Consider the following 24,755-nt stretch of genomic DNA (forward strand, 5'->3'; position numbering starts at 1 on the left):
AAAATCATCTTAAATGAAGCTTAGTTCTATTATTTCAATGTTTACAGCGCTTGCGGTGCTATCAAGCTGTTCATCGGCTCAAAAATTAGAAACATTAAAACCCGAACCAGACGATGCTAGTCCGCTGATTTATGACAGCAGTCCCTCCTTTATAAATCTTCCTATTACTATCAAATTAAGCGATATTGAAAATCAGACTAACTCTTTGCTTAATGGTTTAATTTATGAAGATAACAATATCGAAGATGATGATATTGAAATGAAAATTTGGAAACAAGCTCCAATTAAAATTCAAAATGATCCATCGAATCTTGATAAAAGAATTAGAACAATTTTACCGCTTAAAGCGACAATCAAATATCGAATTGGAACAAAAAAGCTTGGAGTTGAATTGTATGATGTAAGAGAATTTAACTTAAACGGAGTTATAACACTTTCAAGCGAAACTGCCCTAACCAATTGGAAGCTTTCCACAAAAACAGAATTTAAATCTCTAAATTGGAACGAAAGTCCAACCATGTCAATATTTGGCAAAAACATGCCAATTACTTATTTAATAAATCCTGCTATTTCTATTTTCAAAAGCAAACTGGAAAAGGAAATTGATGGAGCAATTGAAAAATCAATGGATTTTAAACCGAATGTCCTCCAAGCTGTCGAAAAAATCTGCACTCCCTTTCAAATGAGTGATACTTATGAAAGCTGGCTCCGAATTGTTCCTATCGAAATTTATTCTACAAATGCTAAACTTAAAAACGATTCATTTTTGCTTGACATGGGCATGAAATGCAATATGGAAACAATTGTTGGCAAACAGCCAGACTCAAAATACAATGCAAACAAAATCGCGCTAAAACCAGTTGCTAAAATCCCAAATCAGATTTCTGCTAATATTGCAGCCATTTCAAGCTATGTAGATGCCTCAAAAATTATGACCAAGAATTTTGCCGGTCAGGAATTTGGTTCGGGCAGTAAAAAAGTAACTGTAAAAAATGTATCAATCTGGCATAAAGATGGCAAAATGATTATTGCATTAGATGTTCTAGGATATATAAACGGAACACTTTATTTAAATGGTTTTCCGTCATACAATGCACAGACAAAAGAAATTTACTTTGAAAAACTAGATTACGTTTTAGACACCAAAAGTAAATTGATGCGAACAGCTAACTGGCTAGCGCAAGGATATATTCTTAGAAAGATGGAAGAAAGCTGTCGCTATTCAATTCAGCCCAATCTGGAAGAAGGTAAAAAGAGCATGGCAGGATATCTAAAGAATTACTCACCAATGCCGGGTGTATTCGTTAATGGGAAAATGGAAGATATTCAGTTTGACAAAATACAGTTAACCAATCAGGCCATTATAGCATTCATAAAAATAAACGGTACGGTAAATGTCTCGGTTAACGGACTTAAATAATAAAAAAAAAAGCAGTGTAATAATTACACTGCTTTTTTCTTTTTAGAATACATTCGATAAATCAAATATCCTATTATTAATACTAGTAAATACGGAATAACCATTAAATAAACAATTCCATCATTTACTGCTTCAGCTTTTTTAGTATTGGAATCTCCAGATAATGCCGCGCGGCACATGGCGCATTGAGCATTTGCTGAAATTCCAATTAAAAAAATACAAATCCCAAACATGAAACTTTGTAATTTGGAACTTGATTTTTGGATTTTATTTTTAGTGTACATAATATGGCGAAATCATTAAATAAACTACCACTCCAGTTACCGCAACATACAACCAAAGAGGAAATGTGATTTTAGCAATTTTTCTATGTCTATCAAAACGTTTTGCAAGCGCTCTAACATAGGTGATTAAAACAAGTGGAATAATTGCAATTGATAATAAAATATGCGTTACAAGAATAAAGAAATAAACATAACGTAATGCTCCATCTCCTCCATATTTTGTAGAATCTGAAGTCATATGATATGCTACATACATAACCAAAAAAGCAACTGACAATGCAATAGCAAAAGTCATTAATCTTTCGTGTAGTTTTTGGTTTCCTTTTTTAATTGCCAAAACAGCCCAAACCAAAACAATTGCTGTAATACCATTTGTAGTTGCATAAATTGGAGGCAAGAACGATAAAGGTTCTACATTAAAACCAAAATCTTTCAATTTAACTCCGAACAAAATTGCTACAACAACTGGGATTACAATTGAAACTGCAATAATGAACTTGCTATATTTTTTCTCTAAAGTATTATCTTCCATTTTTATTCTGCTAATAAAATTTTAATATCTTCTTGAATATCTCTTACTCCTTTTTTATCTAAACCGTCGTAATAAATATTTGGGTTTCCGTATTCATCTTTTCTGCAACGAATGTTTCCATCTTTGTCTATTAAAGCAAACAAACCAGAATGCTCAAATCCACCGCTTACTTTATCATTTTCTCCAGCATAAAGATTAAACCCTTTATTAGACAAATCCATGATTACGTTTCTGTCTCCTGTTAAGAAATTCCAGTTTGAAGATTTTACCCCTAACAATTTAGCGTGATCTTTTAAAACCTGTGGCGTATCATGTTTAGGGTCTATTGTTATAGAAACAATTCCAAAGTTCGGATTTCCGAAAAAGGTCTTTTCTATCTCTAGCATACTCATATTCATCTTTGGACAAATAGACGGACAAGTTGTAAAGAAGAATTCCAAAACATATACTTTTCCTTTATACGTTTCATTAGAAACTTTAATATTGTCCTGATTCGTCAATTCGAATTTTGGAGCTGGGCCAATTGTCAAAAGTTTAGCTTCCTTTGAAGATTTTACTCCAACATTATCCAAACGATTTCCTTTTACAACGTCACCGTTTTTAACTCGATCAACAATTTTAGGAATGGCGTAAATCCCAAAAATCAAAATGACAAAAGAGATTCCGATATATGATTTGTTCTTAAACATTATAAATGATTTTAAAGTTGCTTTGTAGCGTTATGATTTTTCTTTAAAGCTGCGCGGTATTCGTAAAGAATAATCTTGAAATCATCAAGCATCTCATTGCTTAATTCAGATGGATGAAAAGTATCATACCCCTCTTTATATTCCTCTTTATCTTTTCTACCTCTTAGATTACGTTCTTTATCGATAATATAAACATTAGAAGTTCCAAGGTTTTCATTCAGCTTTTCTTTTAAATGCAATCCGTCATAAAACTTCTGGATTTCTTCTTTTGAAGCAAAAACAAAATTCCAGTTTTTAACATCTGTAAAAGGAGACAAAGCATCAACAATTTTTTGAGCTTCCTTTTCAGTTCCTGTTGGGCACAACACTACAAACTGAAGATCTTCAAAACCGTTATAACGTTTATAGATCTTTTCATTCAGATTAAAATAATTACCTCTATTTTCTAAAATATTTGTACCCGAAAAGCCTAGTACAGTAATCTTCTTATCAAGGGAGATTTTTTTTCCGTTTAATGAATTCCAGTTTCCAAAGTCGGCCACTTTTGGTGTTATTACAGGAAGTGTTGTAAAACTATTTACACCAGAAGCGAAAAATAAATACGCTACAATTGGCAATACAAAAAGTACAAAGAGAACTATATTTTTTTTCATTGTATTAACGGGGAATTATTGAGGTACAAAAATAAAAAAAGCTCCGTAAATCGGAGCTTCTTTTCGAATTAATATCATGTTAAAAATTCCATTTAATAGTAGAATCTTTAAAAACCCCATAAATATAATGTCCTTCTGTTAACAGAATAAACAATAAATATAAAACTAGGAAGATAACAGGAGAAACAACAGACCATCTAAGGTTGCTTTTTTCACCTTCCATGTGCATAAATGCCCATACAATATAATATGCTTTGAAAATTGTTAAGATATAGAAAATCCAGTTTAATAGATTCAATCCAACAAAATGATTAAATTCCAATACTCCAGGTTTGTAGATACCTAAAATAACCTCTACTGTAGTTACTACTGAAAGTAATCCGAAAACAAACCAGATTCTTTTTGTATTTGATACGTGCTCGTGTGACATAATAATTAAATTCTAAAAATTAAACTAGGTAGAAAACTGTAAATACAAATACCCAAACTAAATCTACGAAGTGCCAGTATAAACCAACTTTCTCTACCATTTCGTAGCTTCTTCTTTTCTCGTAAGTACCTAACAATACATTAAAGAAAATAATGATGTTGATGATAACTCCAGAGAATACGTGGAATCCGTGGAAACCTGTAATGAAGAAGAAGAAATCAGCAAATAATTTATTACCGTACTCGTTTCTGATCAAGTTAGCACCTTCTACCACATATTTAGCACTAGCCAAATGTTTTTCAGATTCTTCTCTTGACAAAACTGTCTTTTGCTTCTTATCTGTAAGTTTTTCTGTTCTGATTAAGATTTCTGGATGTGCTTTAAATCCAGCTTGCACTTCAGCAACTGTATAAGTTGGAAGAGACTGAGCGTCTTCCATAAACCAAGTTGAGTGGCTTCTTGTTAAAGCTTCTCTTTGTTCTGGCAATTTAACAGCAAAATCAGCTAAAGCTACTCTTTTACCATCTTTATCCACAAATTGAAGTAAACTTCCTCCAACTGTTTCAACTGCTCCATATTCCCCTTTAATGAAGTTTTTCCATTCCCAAGCTTGAGAACCAACGAAAATCAAACCTCCAATAATAGTTAAGAACATATAGATTGCAACTTTTGTCTTTTTCAATTGGTGTCCTGCATCAACAGCTAATACCATTGTTACAGAAGAAAAGATCAAAATAAAAGTCATTAATGCTACATAATACATTGGAGCCGCAACACCATGCATAAATGGGAAGTGAGTAAACACTTCATCAGCCAAAGGCCAAGTTTCAATAAATTTAAATCTAGAAAAACCATAAGCTCCTAGAAATCCAGAGAATGTTAAGGCATCTGATACGATAAAAAACCACATCATCATTTTACCATAACTTGCTCCTAAAGGCTCATTGTGACCGCCTCCCCAAGTTTTTTCGTCGTTGTTTGCAGTAGTAACTGTCGCTCCCATAAAAGATATTCGTTAAAAAGTTCCCAAATTTACGTTTTTTTCTTATTTAAAGAAATATAAAAATAAAAATAAATATACCCATAATAAATCCAAAAAGTGCCAATACATCGCACCTAGCTCTATCCCAAGAGTTTGAGTCGAATTGTATTTTTGTTTAAAATGATTATAAATTATAATTAAAAGTGAAATTAATCCGCCAGCTAAGTGCAACAGGTGTGTAACTGTTACCACATAAAGAAAAGTTGTAGTAATTGAACTACCTTCTCCAGTAAAGTAATACCCTTCTGCAACGATTTGTCCAAATCCTTTGAATTGTAATACCACAAATAAAATCCCTAAAGCCAAAGTTCCAAGAAGCAATCCTGTAACTGCACTTCTATTGTCTTTTTGAATGGCTTTTTTTGCCAAGTGAAAAGTAACACTACATGCAATAATTACTGCTGTACTCCAATAGAACGCTGAAGGAAGTTCAAAATTCTTCAACCAATCTGCTCTTGATTTACTTACTACAAATGCACTTGTCAGACCAGCAAACATCATGGTCATACTAACCATTGCGAAAAGCAGAATCAGTTTTGCTGATTTCGATTTCCTTACTTGTTCTTCATTTGTTTTTAATGTCATTTCCATAACTATCTTAAAAATTTATCTATTATAAATACAATTTGCAACAGCGAAATATAAGAAACACTTACCAACATTAATGTTCTCGCTGCTTTTGCAGTTCTTAATTTATACAAACGAACTGCATAGAAAAGCATCCAAATCCCTAATAGAAAGACTAAAACCGCTGCAATTGGCGAAATAAACAATTGCCCTGTAAAACCTAACACAGGTAATAACGATGCTATTATAAGCCAAATTGTATACAATATTATTTGTAACGCAGTTCCTTTATCCTTTTTACCTGTCGGAAGCATAAAAATTCCCGCTTTCTCATAGTCTTCATACAAAAACCACCCGATAGACCAAAAATGAGGAAACTGCCAAAAAAATTGAATTAAAAATAAAGTTCCTGCTTCGATACCAAATTCGCCTGTTGCTGCTACCCAACCCAGCATAAACGGAATTGCTCCAGGAAATGCTCCAACAAAAACAGACAACGAAGTTACTGTTTTTAATGGTGTATAAACACTTGTATAAAGAAATATAGAAATTGCAGCAAACATTGCCGACTTTGCGTTTATCGTATAAAGAAGTGCGATTCCTAAAATTGTCAGAAGACTTGCTACCAGTAAAGCCACTTTTGGAGACATGCGCCCTGATGGAACTGGACGATTTTTAGTACGATCCATCAAAGAATCGATATCTTTTTCGATTACTTGATTAAAAGCGTTTGAAGCTCCTACCATACAGTAACCTCCAACTGCCAAAACAGCCAAAACACTCCATTTGAAAGGGTGCTCAGAATCTACTCCTAATAAATATCCAGCGATAGAAGAGAATAATACACTAATAGCTAAACCAGCTTTAGTAATCTCTTTAAAATCTAGAAATATTGATTTGATTGATAATGTATTTTTTGCAGCGTTCAATACCGTTGTTTTTGTGTATTTTTTTTGAGTGGTGCAAATGTACAAATTAGATTGTAGAATTTAAGCCTATAAAAATAGATTTTTTTCAATAAACCCTTTGCAAATTAAGATCTCAGCATTCTTTAACACTATTATTTCGAAAAATCTTATTAAAAATACTAGTAATCAAAATACCAATTAAAAATATCTGAACGTAAACCAACGCTAAACCAAGTGGTACTTTGTTTAAAAGTTGTCGCCGTTTCTTGAGTTGGATCAAAATTTCTATAGATCAAACTTCCAAACAGCTTCAAATTTGTCATCGGATTAATCAAATAACCACCTTGAATATCTGCAATAAAAACATTCGTTTTATTTCCCTGTCCTATTTTTACGCCTGTATCATACGGACGTTTCACATCATAACTTTTATAAATATTTCCTCCATAGTTATAAGAGTCTTCTGCAGTATCAAAATCCAAACCTCTTGTTCCAACTGTTAATTTTGCATCAGCAAGCCAACGACCTTTATGATATCTTGCAATTGCAATAAGTTCTTTAAAATTTCCTCCCCATTGGTGCCCAACACTCTGATTATTGTGCCCATAATTTGTAATAACAGCGCTGTGCGAGTAAACATAAGGACGTACTCTATTAAATTCTACCTGCACTAGTAAATCTTTTACATTAAACGCATTGAAATATTTTGCTCCAAACTGAAACCCAAATTTGTTTTTCCAACTTTGATTTCCTGCTCCAACATCAGAAACAGAAAACTCGTCAATCAAAAATTGCGAATACAGATTTATACTATTATTCCATTTGTATTTTCCTGTAATTCCTAAAAGCGCATTTCCGCTTTTAGATGAAGAACCAAATTCTACTGCACGGTAAAAAATAATCGGGTTAACAAAATTAGCATCAAAACCTCTGTTGTTAGAATTCGTCCAAACTACAGATTCAAAAAAACCTAAATTGACTCTATTAGAAACATTCCAACTCAAATAGTGATTTGCCATAAATTTAGTCGCATACGTTTTTTCAGCCGTTACTTCTGGACGAACGTCTTTCATCCACATATATGTATTGGTATATTTAATTTTCCAGAATTTGGTATTCAGTTTAAAATATGGATACGGACTTGCTCCATCGCTTTCCAATAAAGAACGGTAACCGTCTCCTATAAAATTGCGACCGTAACCTAACTGAAAATCAAATATTTTTCCTGGTGCAAAGGTAATATTCGCTTCCGCCAAAGGAAAATCGTAAGCATCTGTTTTGAATCTTTTTGCAATTCCAACTCCAGGAATTATTGCTGGGTTTCCTCCTGAAGGCTTTATAGATTCTGCATAATCATTAAAATACCCTGCAAATCTTCCCTGGCTCTCAAAAAATGTAGTTGTAAAGTTGATTTGTTTTCCTAAACCTCCTCTAAAGTTTAATGCTCTCGTATTCACGTAAGTGTAAGAAGCATCAAGATCTGAAGCTTTACCCATTTGTAAATCCACAATTGGATTTAAGGCAAACCAATAATCTTCTCCCTGAATCTGCACTAAATTTTCATTCCACCATTTTCTTCCCAGCCAAGTTGATGTTTTTTTCTGTAACGATTCATTTACGGCTCTTAAATTATAATATTTTGAAACCTCAGCATAAGTATAAGGCTTAGAAGCTGTGTGATTATTACTTCCAACCTCGTTCATTGCAGCATCAAACTGCGCATAATAGCTGTGCGAAAAAGGAATATTTAAATGGCTATCGAATTCTGGATTATTGTATTTTTTATAGACAATACTATCCAACTCTGTCATTGGTTTTTCTGCCGGTTTTAAAATTTCTGCCGCCGCTAGAGCTTCTGCTGCAAGCTGTGCTGCACTTTTTAGTGGTATATCAATAGAAATCGTATATTTAGAATACGTTGGCTTTGCGTTATAAGTCGAAGGTTTTATTTTTGGAAATGTACCAAAAACTCTCTTTGCCTCTTCAGACAATTCTTCAGTTTCTGCAGAAACATAAATCACTTTAAATTCTCCTTCTGCATTTACTTCAAAAAGCAATTTTACTGCTCCTTTATAATTGTTCTGTTTTAATTTCTGAGGAACTTGAAAATTGTTAAACACAAAATCCTGAACTTCTTTATAAAAACAGTTTTCTAGTTTTTTGGCTTCCAAATTTTTGCAGTTAGGAAAAACTGGAAACATTTCTGCTGTAAAACCTGCCTGAATTGAAGAATTACCATTTTGCTGAGCGGAAACAATAAAAAAAGAAGAAATTAAAACAAGGGACAAAAAAAACTTATTCACTTAAAATTGGGGTATTTATTTAATATTGATTTGGGGAAATTTCTCCATTAGCAATTGCTTTTGCAGCCGAAGTTCCGATTCGTTTTACTCCTAAACGAATCATTTCTGCCGCTTCTTCAAATGAACGGACTCCGCCTGCTGCTTTTATGGAAAGTGGCGAAGCATTTTCAAGCATCATAATTATAGTTGGGACTGTCGCTCCATTTGGAACACCATCGTCTGTTTTGTAAAAACCAGTAGAAGATTTTACAAAAACAGATTCAAAATCGTCTTCTTTAAAATTAGATACTACAACATGTTTTATTAAGGACGATAGCTGAATAATTTCTTTATCTGTTAAGGCAGCAACTTCAATAATCCACTTTACGGTTTTATCGTTTGCTAAACCTATCTGTGTTCCGATTAAGATTTCTTTTTTCACTAAATCGAGATCACCATTTTTAAATGCTTCGTAGTTGCAGACAAAATCTAAATCATCTGCTCCGTTAGCAATAGCTTCATTAGCTTCTTTAATTTTGTCTTCAAGACTTGATTTCCCTTCTGGAAAATCAATTACAGTTCCGACTAATAGAACAGAATTGGCTTCGCTAATCATTTTTTTCGCCAGAGCAACATATTCTGGACGAATCATAATTAGTTTGAAACCTTCATGAATTGCTTCCGCAATTGCATTTTTGACCACAATAGCATTTTCTGCTTCCGAAAGACCAGCTTGCGATGCAGTTTTTAAATACGTAGAGTCTAAATATTGCTTTACATTCATTTTGATAGAAGTTGCACAAAACCAGCACAAAAGTACATTTTATATTGAAAAAACATAGCTTTTAAGTGCTTGATTTTCTTGTAATAAAAAACCCACCGAAGTGGGTTTTAAAAATTATATTTTATCGATTTGCCTTTTAAAAGCTATTGCTGAAAAAACTGCCACAACCGCTCCTAGCGCATTTGCTAAAACATCTGTAACATCTGCGGCTCTTGTTACTGTAAGAGCACTTTGGAGAATTTCGATTGTAATTCCAAAAAAGACAGAAAATATAAAAGAAATCAAATACGCTTTATAGTCGTTTGCATCTTTTCCTTTTAATTCTTTTTTGAAAAATAAAATCCACGAAATCGTAAATCCAAAATGAAAACAGAAATGAACAATTTTATCAATACTCGGAAAATTAACCGCTGGTATATTACTTGAATCTGTCAAACAAAAATAAGTAATAATTCCTGAGCAGATAATTGCCCAAATTAATAAGAGTTGTTTAGGCACCGATTAAATCTTTATAAGCTTGATCAGATAATAGAGAATCAATTTCTGATGCATCAGCAATTTTTATTTTAATCATCCATCCAGCTCCATAAGGATCTGAATTAACTGTTTCAGGAGCACTTTCTAATTCTTCATTAAAAGCAATGATTTCACCTGTTAATGGTAAGAATAAATCAGAAACTGTTTTTACAGCTTCAACTGTTCCAAAAACCTCATCTTTATCTAGTGTCTGGTCTAAAGTTTCTACTTCAACATACACGATATCTCCTAACTCCTTTTGTGCAAAATGAGTAATTCCTACTGTTGCAACATCTCCTTCAATGCTAACCCATTCGTGATCTTTTGTGTACTTTAAATTTGCTGGTATGCTCATAATAGTTGTGTTTGAAAATTGATTGTTTAAAATTTAAGCCACAAATGTAATAATCTTCTAATAAAATCTAGTTTAGAAACTCAAATTTAATTTCCGAAATTATAACGAAGTGTGAAACCTGATCTGATATTCGTTAAAGGAAAAGAAGTTGAAATAACTGCTTTCGAGAACGAATGGTCATAATAGAATATTGCTGTTAAGTTTTTACTGAAAGCATAATCTGCTGTCAATTTCAACGTCCAGATATTCTGTCCTGCTGCCAGCTGATTATTATCGTAATCTAAATAGCGAACTAATGTTTCGTTATTTCGATATGAGAAATCGGCTTTTATATTGATATCACTTTTAATAATTCCTGTCGGATTATCTGCTAATCTAGACGAAATAATTACATCTTTAAAACGATATCCTACTCCTACTACGTACTCAACTCCTCTAACCTCTGTCAATAAATTATTATCAAAACTCATAGACAAAGCACGATCTTTTTTAACTTCCGTTAATAAACGGAATGAATTTTTCAATTCAAAATCAATTCTCATCAACGGACTAAACTGCTCTACTAAGTTAACATTAGACATAATCGTTTTATTAAAGAAGTTTGTATTTACATCCTGTCCTGTTGGATTTTCTAAATAATCAAAGTTAGATCTAAACTGGCTAATAGTATACGATGCTCTATAATTATGCTGTAATGAAAAACGTCTAAAATGATCTTTGAAATACTTATAACGCATTAAACCATTATATTTAATACTCCAGTTTGGAATAGGAAAACTTCTAAAAATACCTGTCGAACTCTTCGAAGCATCTGCTCCTGTATAGGCAGCCATAAATGAAGGAAGCAAAACTGCTTGATTACTTTTACTATAACCGACTGGGTAACCATCATTTGACTGAATTATTTTTCGTTCACTATTATTTGGATTTGAAAGATCCTCTAAAGGGGCATTTGGATTTTCTGGCGGAAGCGCACTAGCATCATATCTAGGAATCACTGTCCCTGGCCCATAGTGATCTTCTGCTAAGCGATTTGCTATAATTAAACGATTGCTTCTAAAATCATCAAATGCAGAAGACACAGTTTCTGTACTTGTAGAGAAAGCCGTTTTAATTAATACCGTGGAAATAGAAAACATTCCATAAGTATATGGTGATAATGGCTTATAATATAATCCTCCAATAGAATCTCTAACTGAATATTGTTCTGATGAATTCTCAGAATAAGCGCGATCCATTGCTAAATCAATTTTCAAATCTGGCAATAAATCTATGTTTGCTGTTACTTTCAACAGTTTGTTGCTTACCTGCGTGAAGTTCTGATTGAAATTCTGATAACTTGTCAGCCAACCATTTTTAGCCGCTTCATAACGGACATCATCCTGACTACCAAATACGAAACCTAAAGAAGGCTTAGAACTACCAAAGAAACCTACGCCTGGAATATAACCTGGTAAAACTGTTCCGCTATTTTTTGTATAATTAATTTGAACGTTTTTAACACTAGTCAAAACTCCAATTAAACCATCATAAAAAGGATTACTGCTTGTAACAGGTTTAGCAGTATTCACAATTTTCTCTCCTGGTTTTGGCGGTGCAGCAGGTTTTGCTGTTTTTGCAGGTTTTGCACCTGGTGTTAGACCTAAATACTTATACAATGTATTCATATTTAATGTCGTCGAAAAAGTATTAGAATTGGCATTTTGAACCGTATTTCCTAAATCCCAAGATACTCCACTGTCATCAACGTACTGAGACATTGCTGTCGAAGAACGCTGCCAGTTATAATCGGCAGTATAAGAGTAAGTCGCTTTTACAAAACTAAATATTGGAATTTTATTAATTGGAATATCATAATTCAGAACCAATTGCTGCAAATGCTGATTTGGTATACCAATATCAAAATAATCATCCCAGATATTAAAATCTTCTTTTGGTGTATTATCGTCATTCAAGAAGTTTCTAACAATATTATTAGACGCTGCTGTATAGTTTAATTTTAATGATTTTGTCAAATTAAATCCGAAACCATATTGATAATTAAAAGCAAAATTTCTTCTATAAAGAGGATCGAGTCCAATACCTTGAACATCTTCAACTTGTCTATACTGCTGACGGTTGCTTTGTCTTAAGATATTAGTATTAAACGAAATATTTGAAGGAAGATAATTAAAATTAAAATCGCTCAGCATTTTCCAATAATCACTTTTTTTCATGAATTGGGTTTGCTTAAACGGAACCACCTCTTTTGGCTGGAACGTATAAGCATAATTTACTGCAGTATTCGATTGTTCGTCATTATAATTTTCAACTTCATAATCGTGTCTTTCTACCTGATTGTACGATTGAGAAAAAGTAAAGTTTTCTACATCATAAACATGTGGTTTCTGTTCTGGTGCTCTGTCTTTTCTTACTCCAATAAAATTGATGCTTTTACGCTTAGTATAATCAACTGCACGTGTTCTAATATTTTCCTTTTCTGCTGGATCTGTAGTTTCCGCGATCAATTGATCTAACTTAATGTCCTGGTTAAACGGATCATATTCTGGCGTAATAACTTCTTCCCCGATAGCATAATTAAACGGAAGATTAATACCCCATTTTGGAGGCAATAATTTTCCTAAATTTATATTGGTTACGATGTTATACTGTTGAATATCTTCACGGTCTCTTTCGTTAGCTCCCTGTTCAAGAGAACCAAAACCAATTGTGCTCTTTTTACCAGAAGCAGATAACGTCATCAAATCGGCCATATTCGTATCAACATTTAACAATGCAGCCATACCGCCTTTATTTTCTAAATCGGACATACGAAGTTCATTAAACCAAACTTCTCCCATAATATCTTTATGGTTTGCAGCACTTTTTACTCCGACCATTAAATTTCGAACTAAACCAAAATTCGGATTTCCTTTAATACCTAAAGTTAATTTACCGTCTTGGTCACCGCCAGCTACATCAGGATCTCGGTCTGGATAATAAATACCATTAATATCTCTTTTTGGTGAGTTAATATCGATACTCATTGCCAAAATTTTCATTCTTGTCAACAATGATAAAACTAAATCAATATTATTCTCTTCAAGCCAAACCTGATCTGGACTAATAGTACAAGATCCTCCGGTTCTTGTTACTTTTAATGGAATCTCAACTTGGTAAAAGTTCTGTGTAAAATCGTTACCAAAACGGATAAATCCGATCATCTCATCATCTAAAAGCTGATTTTCATTTGGAAGCGATTCAGCATGAAGGAACATTTTCAATTTTTTGTACTGACGCATGTCAACGCTTACATTTTTGAAAACTGCTCTAGAATCTTGATATTCTAATCCTGTACCCCCTATTCGAACTGCTAAAGACTGTTCATTCTGGTTGATAATCGTATTATTATTATACAATTGTTCTCTTTGAACTCCTGGCGGAATAACATAGTTAACTGGACATTTGGTACCGTTTTCTTGAATGTTTACTGCCGCAACATCAAACTGGGTTCCATCATCATCAGGATTTGTATCATTTGCATCTAGTGTTCCTGTGTACTTTCTCCATTCTCCACGAACTAAATCCAAAGCTCCAAAACGAACTGTCATTTGATCATTAAATCCAGTCATAAACATACGCATGAAACGAATCGATCTAAAGTCGGTAATATTTCCAATAGTATTTTGAGGTTTTGAAACAGGAATTTTAAATTGAATCCATCTTGCATTGGTTGAACCTCCATTTGGAAGTTCTACGTTTTGAACCTCTCTAATATCTGTGATATAATTTTCACCAACCTGCATGCCTGGCTTTACATCAATACTATACTCATAATAAGCATTGATTGTACTCATGGTATTATCACGATTGATATCTTCAACATCTGGAAGAGTTGTAGAACCACGGTTTGGATCATCAACGCTTACAGCAGAATTTCCTTCTGTTCCGTTGTATCTTTTATAACGCTGTAAAACGCCTCCATCTGTATTTAAAAAGTATTTATAGTTATCTGCTGCAGGGTCTTCTTCTCCCGCATAATTAGTATAAATTGATCCTTCTTTTGCATCTGGCAGACCATCTAAACCAACATCCTGATTTTTACGATTGTCTGGATTAGTATCAAATGCGTAAATCAATGATTGAGACGCTGGAACGTCTCCCCAAATCGGTTGCGGGTTTACCATAATCTGATCTGGTCCCAAACCATTCTCATACTGTTTTCTTCCGTCTTTTAGAACGTCTTCAGAAACTTCACCTAAATTGAAATAGATTTTTCCGTTGTTCGTTGACTGAGCTTGTCCTGTACCAACATAAGGATCCAATACCCAAAACTGAATGTATTCTACATTTCCTTGCTCAAAGTTAGTAGAGTTCAATGCGCGCATAATTCCTCCAAAATTGCCAGCTGGATTGCTTGAAGCAAAATTTGGGTTATTATTATATGGCCCTCTATCTGAAGGATAATACGTTAAATCGAGCGTATTAACTACCTGAATTTGTCCTTGTGCAATATCTGTATTTGGATAAAGTTCTTTACTGTAAATTCTTCTAGTTGAGTTTAAAGACAAATCGTCATTTGAAACTCCTGAAGGTTTTGAAGTATAGAAAATCGGATCAATAGTATACCAAGACAGCTTAGCACGTTTATAGCCATACTCTAATGTGCTTGAGCTGGCATTGAAAGTATTATCTGTCGCTGAAGTAATAAATGGTGTTGAAGCCAAACTCCAAGCATACGCAGATCTCATATCGATTGTAGTTTGAGTACCTTCAAAATCATCGATATAAATAGTTGCTTCGCCTTCAAAATCACTTGCTTTTGGAGCATCTGGTTTCAAAAATGCTATTTCTCCGCGAATTGAAAGATTAGAAGGAACATCTGTATCTATATTTGGCAGTTTGTTAGCCAATCTTGTTAAAAATGGAACTTCTGTTGCGTAATTTCCGTTGAAACCAAAAATAGTGTTATTTACAGATTCTTGCCCATAACTTGATTTTTGCGTGAAAGGACGTTCTGTCATTTTTAAGAACGTTCCTCCAACAACAAATTTTTCAGAAATTTTATGTTCAATATTGAATCCCATAAATCTTCTGGTCTGCTGTCCAAAGATTGAATTGTTTTCTAACGAAACTTCAATCGGAGTATTAGAAGCCTGAAGTGATGGGTCTAATATCTGTACTCTTCCTAATTGATAATCTACACTATAATCAATACCTTCTACTAAAACTCTTCCGGCAGCTGTTACCACTACAGATCCCTGCGGCACGTTGAAAGCACCAATAGGAATACCGTTACTACCTGAAGATTTGTATTTTCCTCTTAATAAGAATTTGTTTTTGTCACTATCCTGCAAAGCACCTGCCTGAGTGTTCTTATACATGTTTCTAAATACATATTTTCTCTGATTTGGATTATATGTAGATGGATCGTTATAACTTTCTCCAGTGCCGGTATTTAATTTTCTAAACAAAAGCTCTCCAAAAGGTTCTTTAGTCGTGAAAATAATTCGTGCATTCTGTACATCAACCGTTACTCCAGGAACATAATCGAAGAATCCGTCTCCTCCTGTCTGCGGATCGTTGTTGTAATTTAAACGGTCAAGATTAAAGACATTCAATAATGGCGTTTGATCTAATTTATCATCTGGCGCAGGATTTGATGGAAAAGTGCTTCCTTGAACCGGTGTAATATAATTGATTGGCGAAGGATCTGTGTAAAGAATGTTAAGCCTAAAATCTTCTTGTTTGATTTGGTATGCCTGTGGAATTTGATACACGTTTTTCATCATCAAGTTCCAAACTGGATTCTGTACGTTTGTCAAACTGCTTTTCAGCATTTTCAAAACTAAACTTTGTGTAACAATTGCCTGATTGGCATTGTTGTTTCCTGTAACCACAGTTGCATCTACACCATCACTTCCAAATTCCCCAACTTGGTACACTTTTCCTCCAACAGTATATTCAAATGCAACTGCCAAAATTTCGTCATTGGCCAAACGCTGTTGTAATGAGATATAACCTAACTGTGCATTAAAAGTATATTCTTGTGTTGTTAATTTTCTAGCATTTTCAAGAACAGAGTAATCTGTACCTTCATTTACATTAGTATTATTAAATCCTGATTTTGCTGTGACAATTTCTCTAATATTAGAATTTAAATAACTTCCGGCTTTTCCGATTGCTCCAGGATCGTATTTATTATTTGTATTATCTGTTGGAGAATCTATAGGATTATTAAAGAAACCTGTTGGATTTGTAATTACTACAACTTCATCATCTGGTACACCTGTAACCTGGCCTTCTCCTAAATCCTGAAGTGCAATAATATTTCTTAGGTTATTATTTCCTGTTGTTACCCTGTTTTGTTTATTGGTTACCCAAACTTCTATTCTTGTAACTTGAACACGGCTATCAATTAATGGATAATTCTTTAATGAAGCATCGTATTTATTTCTAAAATATTGTGATAAGAAGAAATGTCGGTCATTATCATAATCTAATGCAAATAAATCAAAGTTTTGTACGGTTCCGCCACCCTCTGCGACTATACTTTTGGTTTGTGACTTCTGTTCTGAGAAAACTCCTGTAACAGTTGTTTTACCAAATTGCAGTTGCGCTTTGACCCCAAATAAACTTTGAGCACCTCGAATAAGCGTACTATTAAGAGGCATGCTCACATTACCCACCTCAACTTTCTGAACAATATCATCTTCTGAAGGTGTATAAGCTAGTTTAAATAAGTTCTGAAAAGCAAATGTTGATTGAGTATCGTAGTTGGCATTTACTTCAAGACGGGTTCCAATTTTCCCCATTAAACTCATACTGATTCTTTGGTCAAAATCAAAAGTTAGGGAAGATCTGTTTCTTGGCGAAAATGAAGGATTATCTTGTTTTGTGTAACGCATACCCAAGTCCATTTCTACTGATCCTGTGGGCTTTACATCTATGGTATTACTTCCAAAGATGCTTTCGAATAAACTCGAGTTGATATAATATCTTGGTAATAAATCTTTTTTTGCTGCTTCGGCTCCAGCTTTTTTACCGTCAATGGCGTCTGATTTTTTTCTAAAATAATTTCGCCTCGATTCTTTTAAAACTAAATCTTCGTATTCTTTTGGAGTTAAAATTAAAGGGTAATTAATAGAGAAACCATCTACTGAAGTGGTGTAAATATATCGATCTGTAATAGGATCGTATCTATATGCAGAAAGTACACTTGGAGGGTCTTCGATATCTATCTTACCAACTGAAAATTGAGTTTTTGTTGTATCTTGAGCTACCGGTGTAACCTGTGCACGCAAAACATTACCGCAGAGTAATACCAGCAACAAAATACAAATTTTACGCATAGAATTCTTTTATATAAAATGAAATTTATAAACTTTTTAAAGCCTTTTTGATAATTGTTTCTGCAGTAGCTTCAGGATCTTCTTTTACAATCTTTTCTACCACTTTTTCGGAAGCTTTTCGCACAAAGCCAAGAACTTCTAGAGCAGATAACGCTTCATCTCGATTTCTATTGTTTTGAACAGCAAAAACTTCGTCAATATCGTACAATTTAACAACTTTTTCCTTTAAATCAAGTATAACTCTTTGTGCCGTTTTGTTTCCAATCCCTTTTATAGACTGGATTACACCTACATCTCCAGATGCAATGGCGTTTATAATTTGCTTTGGTTCTATTGACGAAAGCATTGTTCTCGCAATTCCTGCTCCAATTCCTGAAACAGAAAGCAACATTCTAAAAATTTCTCTTTCCGATTTTTCAGCAAAACCATATAAAGTATGCGCATCTTCTTTAATTTGAAGATGCGTATACAATTTTATATTTTCAGAATTTGGAATTAAAGAGAAGGTATGCAACGATATGTTTACCTGATAACCTACTCCGCCACAATCAATTACAACCTCTGTAGGATTCTTTTCTACTAATCTACCTTGCAAATGTGCTATCATAAATATAATTTCTTAGTATCAAATATAACAAAAATGCCATAAAACTACGACAAATTTGTTGAATCCCTCTTAGAAGATTTATTGTGCTATTTTATTCTTTTTACTTTCTTTTTCTTGTGCATCAATAACAGCGATAGCAGCCATGTTTACCATTTCTTCTACGCTTGCACCTAATTGGAAAATGTGAACTGGTTTACCCATACCCATCATAATTGGTCCAATAGAATTCACTTTATACAATTCTTTTAACAATTTATAAGTGATATTTGCCGATTCTAAATTAGGGAAAATCAAGGTATTTACTTTCTTTCCGGCCAATTTAGAGAAAGGGAATTTTTCTTGAAGCATTTCTGGATTTAAAGCAAAATCTGCTTGAATTTCTCCATCAACAATTAATTCTGGGTGATTTTTATGCAGATAAGCTACAGCTTCTCTAACTTTTGAAGCACTCTCGCTAGTTGAAGAACCAAAGTTTGAGAACGAAACCATTGCAATAACTGGCTCAATTCCGAACATTTTAGCTGTTTTAGAAGTCATAATCGCAATATTAATCAAATCTTGAGCAGATGGATTAATGTTTATTGCAGTATCTGATAAAAACATTGGTCCGCGAGATGTAAGCATCATGTTTGCAGTTGCAATAAGCGAAGCATTTTGCGCTTTTGGAATTAACTGCATCATTGGTTTTACAACAGAAGGATAACTTCTAGAATGTCCTGTAACCACTGCATCAGCCTCACCTTCATTAACCATCATTGCAGCAAAATAGTTTCTTTCGCGCATGAATTTTTCTGCATCCAGTTTAGAAACGCCTCTTCTTCCTCTTGCTTCCCAAAATGATTTAGCAAATCTGTTACGTCTTTTAGTTTCTTCATCTGTTTTAGGATCAATGATTTCAAGATCAGCATCAAAACCAAGTTCTGCTTTTAATTCTAAAATCACTTCTTTGTTTCCTAATAAAACTGGGAATCCAATTCCGTCTTCATAAACAATTTGAGCTGCTTTTAAAACGTTTAATTGATCTGCTTCAGCAAAAACAATTTTCTTTGGATCTAATTTTGCACGGTTTGTAATCAAACGCACCATTTTGTTATCATTCCCCATACGCTCACGAAGGTGATCTTCATAAGCTGCCCAGTCTGTAATAGGATTTTTTGCCACTCCAGATTCCATTGCTGCTTTTGCAACTGCAGGAGCTACAACAGTAATCAATCTAGGATCGAAAGGTTTAGGAATGATATATTCTTGTCCAAATCCAAGTTTCATTGCACCGTAAGCTACGTTTACTTGCTCTGGAACTGGTTCTTTTGCCAAAATAGCTAAAGCTTTTACAGCCGCCATTTTCATTTCTTCGTTGATTTTTGTCGCTCTAACGTCTAATGCTCCTCTAAAAATATAAGGGAAACCTAATACGTTATTTACCTGATTAGGAAAATCTGAACGTCCAGTAGCCATAATAACATCTTTACGAGTTTGTACAGCCAAATTATAATCGATTTCCGGGTTCGGATTTGCCATTGCAAAAACGATCGGATTTTTTGCCATTGTTAATAACATTTCTGGCGAAAGAATATCTCCAGAAGATAATCCGATGAAAACGTCAGCACCTTTTACTGCTTCTTCTAAAGGAATTTTAGCACCGTCAATAGCATATTTTAATTGTAAATCTGAAAGTGCAGGATTGTCTTTAGTTAAAAGTCCTTTACTGTTGTACATTAAAACATTTTCAACTTTTACTCCAAGTAAAACGTATAAATCTGTACACGCGATTGCTGCAGATCCTGCTCCAGATACTACTACTTTTACGTCTTCTGCTTTTTTTCCTGCCAATTCAAGTGCATTGATTAAAGCTGCAGAAGAGATAATTGCTGTTCCGTGCTGGTCGTCGTGCATTACAGGAATATCCAATTCTTCGATCAATCTTCTTTCGATTTCAAAAGATTCTGGAGCTTTGATATCTTCAAGATTAATACCTCCAAAAGTTGGAGCAATATTTTTTACAGTCTGAATAAATTCTTCAACATTTTCGGTATCAATTTCGATATCAAAAACATCAATGTCTGAGAAAATTTTAAACAATAAACCTTTTCCTTCCATTACAGGTTTTCCTGCCTCTGGACCAATATTTCCAAGTCCTAAAACAGCTGTACCGTTTGAAATTACGGCTACTAAATTTCCTTTTGCTGTATATTTATAAACGTCTTCTTTGTTTGCTGCGATTTCTAAACATGGTTCTGCAACTCCTGGCGAATAGGCCAATGATAAATCTCTCTGGGTTGCATATTTTTTTGTTGGAACTACCTGAATTTTTCCTGGAGTTGGTTCTGCGTGATACAGTAACGCTTCTCTTCTTTTACTCTCTTTGTTCATTGTTTTTAGCTTTTATTCTAGCTTACAAAGATATAAGTCTTGTTTTAAAATGGCGTCTTTTTAGCGTTTTCTTTTCCTAAAATTTATTCGAATAAATAGAAAAAGTCCAATAGAAATTGGACTCGTTTGAATTTTTATCGTTTTTAGGTGTGCTTTATTGAGAAATATAAGAATTCAAATGGTTGATTGTATCTTTCTGAATTTCTATAATTGCCTTCACTACATCGCTGATTGAAATTACTCCAACCACTGTTCCATCTTCTAAAACAGGCAGGTGTCTTATTCTTTTTTCGCTCATAAGTTCCATACAATCTTCAAGATTATCTGAAAGTTTTACTGTAAAAACATGACTTTCCATAATCTCATGAACAAAAGTTTCTTTAGAAGATTTATCTTTCAGTACAATTTTTCGGGCGTAATCCCTCTCCGATAATATTCCTTTTAGAATATTATCATCCATAACTAAAATTGCTCCAATGTTTTTTTCTCCCATCACTTTTAACGCATCATAAACCGTTAAATTAGAGAAAATAGAATAAACATTTCTTCCTTTTGCTTTAAGTATTTGATCTACAGTCATAATGAAAAATTTTTAGGATTATAAAGTTAAAACAAAAACAAACACGATCTACAGCGAAATCGATTTTTTAAAACATAACTAATTCATTTTAAATATAATACACAAAAATTAAGATTTTCAAATTTATAGTGTAAAGAATGAATTTGTTTAGAATTGTTTTTTGAAGAAATTTAGATTTTTTAACGTTTACCGACCAGAAACTCCTATCGGAGTTTTTTCATTTTTTTATAACCATTAAGAATGCCCCAAAAGAGCATAATATTTATAGCCAAAAAAATAATTGTAAATGAAAAAAGCTCCAGAGGAGCGACATATCACCCCGCTGGGGCTTTTGGATGGGATATAATATCTTTTCTATAAATATTTCGTCCCGCCGGGACTACCAAGCAACAACTCCTAAAGGAGTTTTCTTTTTATGATAATTAAAGCAATGCTCCAGCGGAGCATAATATTTATAGCTGAAAAATTATACCAAAAGAAAAGAGCTCCAGAGGAGCGAAATATACCCCCACATTACCCCGTAGAGATTGTAAAATTTCAGAAAGTTATTAACACGACATATATGTCGTTTTATCTTTTTTTTCATTTTAATAGATTTGCCTTCAATTTTATTTGTAAGATTTATTTTAAACAACATACGATCGTATGTTAGAAATAATAAAAAGAAAAAGCATCTTGCATGAAATAATTTAGAATAATAAAATATCTATTTTTTCAAATAAACACCTCATTATATGGAATCAAACGAAATCAAAAATTTAGATCTTAGAAAATTAGCCTCTCTATATTTTCGAACATTAAAACCTACAAATGACAAAACTAATGTTGCTGAGATTAAGTTTCAAAATTATTTAGAACTCGGCTGCGTAATTACCGATATGCTGAAATTATGTATTTTGGCTTTGGAGCAAGATACCCATAAAATTCCTGAAACTGACAAACGTCAATCTATCAATATAGGTTTAATTCTGGAAACTGTTCTTCAATTAATACCTCAAGATGAATTTGATTTTTTAAGTGAAATTGACTATTTACTTAATAGAAATGCTAATATAACTACAGAATAAACAAAAACCCTTTTTCTGATTTAATACATAGATGATAAAATATAAATTTTATTATTCATCAATTGATTTTTATTAACCAATCAAATGTCCCTACAGGATAAAATAAACACGGATAATCATTTGCGTTCTACCAATCAGTCACTCCTAGCGGAGTGGGCCTCGAATTATATAATGATTGAAAAAACACTCCGTTAGGAGTGACTGATCGGTAGAAAAAAAATAATCACACCCCAAACCATTATCCCGTAGGGATTATTTCTAAACAGAAACCCCTTTTCTAAAATTTAGAAAAGGGATTTTATAATTTATAAAGAAGATATTTTACATTGCCACAATAATAAATTCGCTTCGTCTATTTTTCATGTGTTCTTTTTCTGTACATTTTACTCCGTCAGCACATTTGTTTACTAGTTGCGTTTCTCCATAACCTTTGGCACTTAATCGATCTTCGCTGATTCCTTTTTGAACTAACCAGTTTTTGGTTGATTGTGCTCTTTTTTCTGAAAGAATCTGATTGCTTTCTGAAGAAGAACGGCTATCGGTATGTGAACGAATATCTAATTTCATTGTTGGATATTCATTTAAAAGATTAACCACTTTCATTAATTGCGGTTCTGATGTTCTCTTGATTGTTGCTTTACCTAAATCAAAGAAATTCATAGGCAGATTTAACAGTTTTGCAATATCTACTCCTACTCTTATAGAACCCACTTTTACTGGACTGATTGTCGTTTTTTTAATGGCTACAGTTTTTGCAACAAGAGGTTTAAAAACTTTGTTTAATGCAATCATTTGAGTCGTTTCTCCTTTTTCTTTAAGGATTGTTACCGCAACTTCTTTGGCATTGTAATCTGTTTTAGCAGTTCTAATCGTGTATTTTTTGCCACATCTTAAATCAGGAAAAATGTAGTTTCCTTTTTCGTCTGTAGTGATTGTTCCAACTGGATCAAATTTTTCATTAAACAAAGTCAAAGAAGTATTGGCTAATATCTCATTTGTTTCTGCATCGGTAACTGTTCCCGATAAATTTTGCTCGCAGATTAATCTTCTTGTTTCTGTAAATCTGTAAATATCATCCAAACCAAGTCCGCTTTCTCTGTTTGAAGAAAAGTAACCGCTTCTGGTTTTGCTGTCAATACTAAAAGCAAAATCGTCTTGCTTACTATTTACTGGTTCGCCAACATTTAAAACTTCATCAAAAGTTCCGTTCGTTTTTATTCTCGAAGCAAAAATATCTAATCCGCCTAAACCTGGACGGCCATCAGTTGCAAAATACAATTCGTTATCTCCAGAAATGAACGGAAATGTTTCTCTTGCTTCAGTATTAATTGCTGGGCCTAAATTTTCTGGTGTCCCAAAAGTTCCGTCTTCATTAATTGCAACTTTAAAAATATCTGATTGACCTAACGTTCCTGGCATATCTGATGCAAAGTACAATGTTTTTTCGTCTACACTTAAAGCGGGATGTGCCGTACTATATTGATCGCTGTTGAACGGAAGCTCTTTTACATTTTGCCATGTATTATCGATAAGTTCCGCTTTGTATAGTTTTAAAAGTGTTACGTTTTTGTCGTTACTTCTTCTTTTACCATCAGTAAAATTATTTCGGGTAAAATACATGGTTCTTCCGTCTTTTGTAAAAATCGGACTTGATTCATTAAAATTGTCTTTTTTTCTTTTTACTAAAAGTTCTGGCTTTCCAACACTTCCATCTGGCATTAAATCGGCTATGTAAAGTCTAGAAAACGATCTATTTGTCCATTGAAAATTAGCTTTAACAACTCCGCCTGTATCGCGTGCAGAAGTAAAAATAATTTTGTTATTGTAAACAACGCTTCCGTAATCTGAATATCTTGAGTTAACTCCAGCGTCACCTATTTGAAATCGGCCTGAGTTTTCTTTTATTTCTTCTAAATAATTTTTCTCACTTCTGATTAAATCTGCTCTTTTTTCTGCAGTTGCCTTTTGATTGAATTTTTGTAAAATCTCATCAGACTTGCGATAATCTCCTGCTGATTTTAAAGATTGCGCATATCGATACAAATACTCAGCTTCTTGATTTTCGTTTATTACAAATAATTGCTCGTACCATTTTAATGCGCTTTTTAATTCTCCATTAAAATAATATGAATTTGCCAAACGCTGAATTATTCCTTGGTCGGTAGTCTGATCACTTACCAAAGTCTCATAAACTTTTATCGCATCTGCGTAAGCGTACTCGTCGTATTTTTTATCTGCATATTTTATGTTCATGGTTGTGAATGGGTTTTGTGCCTTCACAGTTGAAATAAAACTACACAGTAAAAAGATCAAAATTAATTTTATAGCTTTCATAGGT

At 33.4% G+C, this 24,755-nt stretch carries 19 protein-coding genes; 2 read left to right on the forward strand and 17 right to left on the reverse strand.

Annotation, left to right across the window (positions count from 1 at the left end; genetic code table 11):
* Positions 1-13 precede the first annotated feature (13 nt).
* Entirely contained in the window at positions 14-1,420 is a 1,407-nt protein-coding gene (locus tag LPB248_RS07755) for a DUF4403 family protein (RefSeq protein WP_177210928.1), read from the forward strand.
* Between the two features lie 23 nt (positions 1,421-1,443).
* On the opposite strand, the gene LPB248_RS07760 is transcribed toward LPB248_RS07755, so the two are convergent.
* The 16 genes from LPB248_RS07760 to LPB248_RS07835 form a co-directional block, all read right to left on the reverse strand.
* A complete protein-coding gene (locus tag LPB248_RS07760; protein WP_255463047.1) occupies positions 1,444-1,653 on the reverse strand; it encodes a hypothetical protein in 210 nt (69 codons plus the stop codon).
* Between the two features lie 40 nt (positions 1,654-1,693).
* Complete coding sequence (locus tag LPB248_RS07765; RefSeq protein WP_177210930.1) at positions 1,694-2,236, reverse strand: DUF420 domain-containing protein; 543 nt, start codon at positions 2,234-2,236, stop codon at positions 1,694-1,696.
* A gap of 2 nt (positions 2,237-2,238) precedes the next feature.
* Positions 2,239-2,925, reverse strand: a complete 687-nt coding sequence (locus LPB248_RS07770) for an SCO family protein (RefSeq protein ID WP_177210931.1) — start codon at positions 2,923-2,925, stop codon at positions 2,239-2,241.
* Positions 2,926-2,936: 11 nt separating this feature from the next.
* Positions 2,937-3,578 carry a hypothetical protein gene (locus tag LPB248_RS07775; protein WP_177210932.1) on the reverse strand — a complete coding sequence of 214 codons (642 nt, stop codon included), beginning with the start codon at positions 3,576-3,578 and terminating at the stop codon, positions 2,937-2,939.
* A gap of 79 nt (positions 3,579-3,657) precedes the next feature.
* Positions 3,658-4,008, reverse strand: a complete 351-nt coding sequence (locus tag LPB248_RS07780) for a cytochrome C oxidase subunit IV family protein (protein ID WP_177210933.1) — start codon at positions 4,006-4,008, stop codon at positions 3,658-3,660.
* Positions 4,009-4,027: 19 nt separating this feature from the next.
* Positions 4,028-5,011, reverse strand: a complete 984-nt coding sequence (locus tag LPB248_RS07785) for a cytochrome c oxidase subunit 3 (protein ID WP_177210934.1) — start codon at positions 5,009-5,011, stop codon at positions 4,028-4,030.
* Between the two features lie 42 nt (positions 5,012-5,053).
* Positions 5,054-5,641 (reverse strand): heme-copper oxidase subunit III, encoded by a 588-nt coding sequence (locus tag LPB248_RS07790; protein WP_177210935.1) that lies wholly within the window; start codon positions 5,639-5,641, stop codon positions 5,054-5,056.
* Positions 5,642-5,643: 2 nt separating this feature from the next.
* Positions 5,644-6,546: a heme o synthase gene (gene cyoE / locus LPB248_RS07795; protein WP_177210936.1), complete on the reverse strand. Its 903-nt coding sequence runs from the start codon at positions 6,544-6,546 to the stop codon at positions 5,644-5,646.
* 158 nt (positions 6,547-6,704) lie between these two features.
* The gene (locus LPB248_RS07800; RefSeq protein ID WP_177210937.1) at positions 6,705-8,828 is read right to left on the reverse strand and encodes a gliding motility protein RemB; all 2,124 of its coding nucleotides are present in this window, start codon (positions 8,826-8,828) and stop codon (positions 6,705-6,707) included.
* 19 nt (positions 8,829-8,847) lie between these two features.
* Complete coding sequence (gene deoC / locus LPB248_RS07805) at positions 8,848-9,591, reverse strand: deoxyribose-phosphate aldolase (RefSeq protein WP_177210938.1); 744 nt, start codon at positions 9,589-9,591, stop codon at positions 8,848-8,850.
* Between the two features lie 114 nt (positions 9,592-9,705).
* On the reverse strand, positions 9,706-10,089 hold the full coding sequence (locus LPB248_RS07810) for a VanZ family protein (RefSeq protein ID WP_177210939.1): 384 nt from the start codon (positions 10,087-10,089) through the stop codon (positions 9,706-9,708).
* The gene (gene gcvH, locus LPB248_RS07815; protein WP_177210940.1) at positions 10,082-10,462 is read right to left on the reverse strand and encodes a glycine cleavage system protein GcvH; all 381 of its coding nucleotides are present in this window, start codon (positions 10,460-10,462) and stop codon (positions 10,082-10,084) included. The genes LPB248_RS07810 and gcvH overlap by 8 nt, the downstream gene beginning before the upstream one ends.
* An 86-nt stretch (positions 10,463-10,548) precedes the next feature.
* Entirely contained in the window at positions 10,549-17,793 is a 7,245-nt protein-coding gene (gene sprA, locus LPB248_RS07820) for a cell surface protein SprA (protein WP_177210941.1), read from the reverse strand.
* A gap of 25 nt (positions 17,794-17,818) precedes the next feature.
* Positions 17,819-18,400, reverse strand: coding sequence for a Holliday junction branch migration protein RuvA (gene ruvA, locus LPB248_RS07825; protein WP_177210942.1), 582 nt, complete (start codon positions 18,398-18,400; stop codon positions 17,819-17,821).
* 78 nt (positions 18,401-18,478) lie between these two features.
* Positions 18,479-20,770 carry an NADP-dependent malic enzyme gene (locus LPB248_RS07830; protein ID WP_177210943.1) on the reverse strand — a complete coding sequence of 764 codons (2,292 nt, stop codon included), beginning with the start codon at positions 20,768-20,770 and terminating at the stop codon, positions 18,479-18,481.
* A gap of 154 nt (positions 20,771-20,924) precedes the next feature.
* Positions 20,925-21,350: a CBS domain-containing protein gene (locus LPB248_RS07835; protein WP_177210944.1), complete on the reverse strand. Its 426-nt coding sequence runs from the start codon at positions 21,348-21,350 to the stop codon at positions 20,925-20,927.
* A gap of 734 nt (positions 21,351-22,084) precedes the next feature.
* Here LPB248_RS07835 and LPB248_RS07840 point away from each other — a divergent pair.
* Positions 22,085-22,417 (forward strand): hypothetical protein, encoded by a 333-nt coding sequence (locus LPB248_RS07840; RefSeq protein ID WP_177210945.1) that lies wholly within the window; start codon positions 22,085-22,087, stop codon positions 22,415-22,417.
* A 321-nt stretch (positions 22,418-22,738) separates the two neighbouring features.
* On the opposite strand, the gene LPB248_RS07845 is transcribed toward LPB248_RS07840, so the two are convergent.
* Entirely contained in the window at positions 22,739-24,751 is a 2,013-nt protein-coding gene (locus tag LPB248_RS07845) for an OmpA family protein (RefSeq protein WP_177210946.1), read from the reverse strand.
* Between the last annotated feature and the right edge of the window lie 4 nt (positions 24,752-24,755).

This window comes from Flavobacterium sp. LPB0248, from assembly GCF_013388355.1.
In the GTDB taxonomy this organism is placed as follows: Bacteria; Bacteroidota; Bacteroidia; order Flavobacteriales; family Flavobacteriaceae; genus Flavobacterium.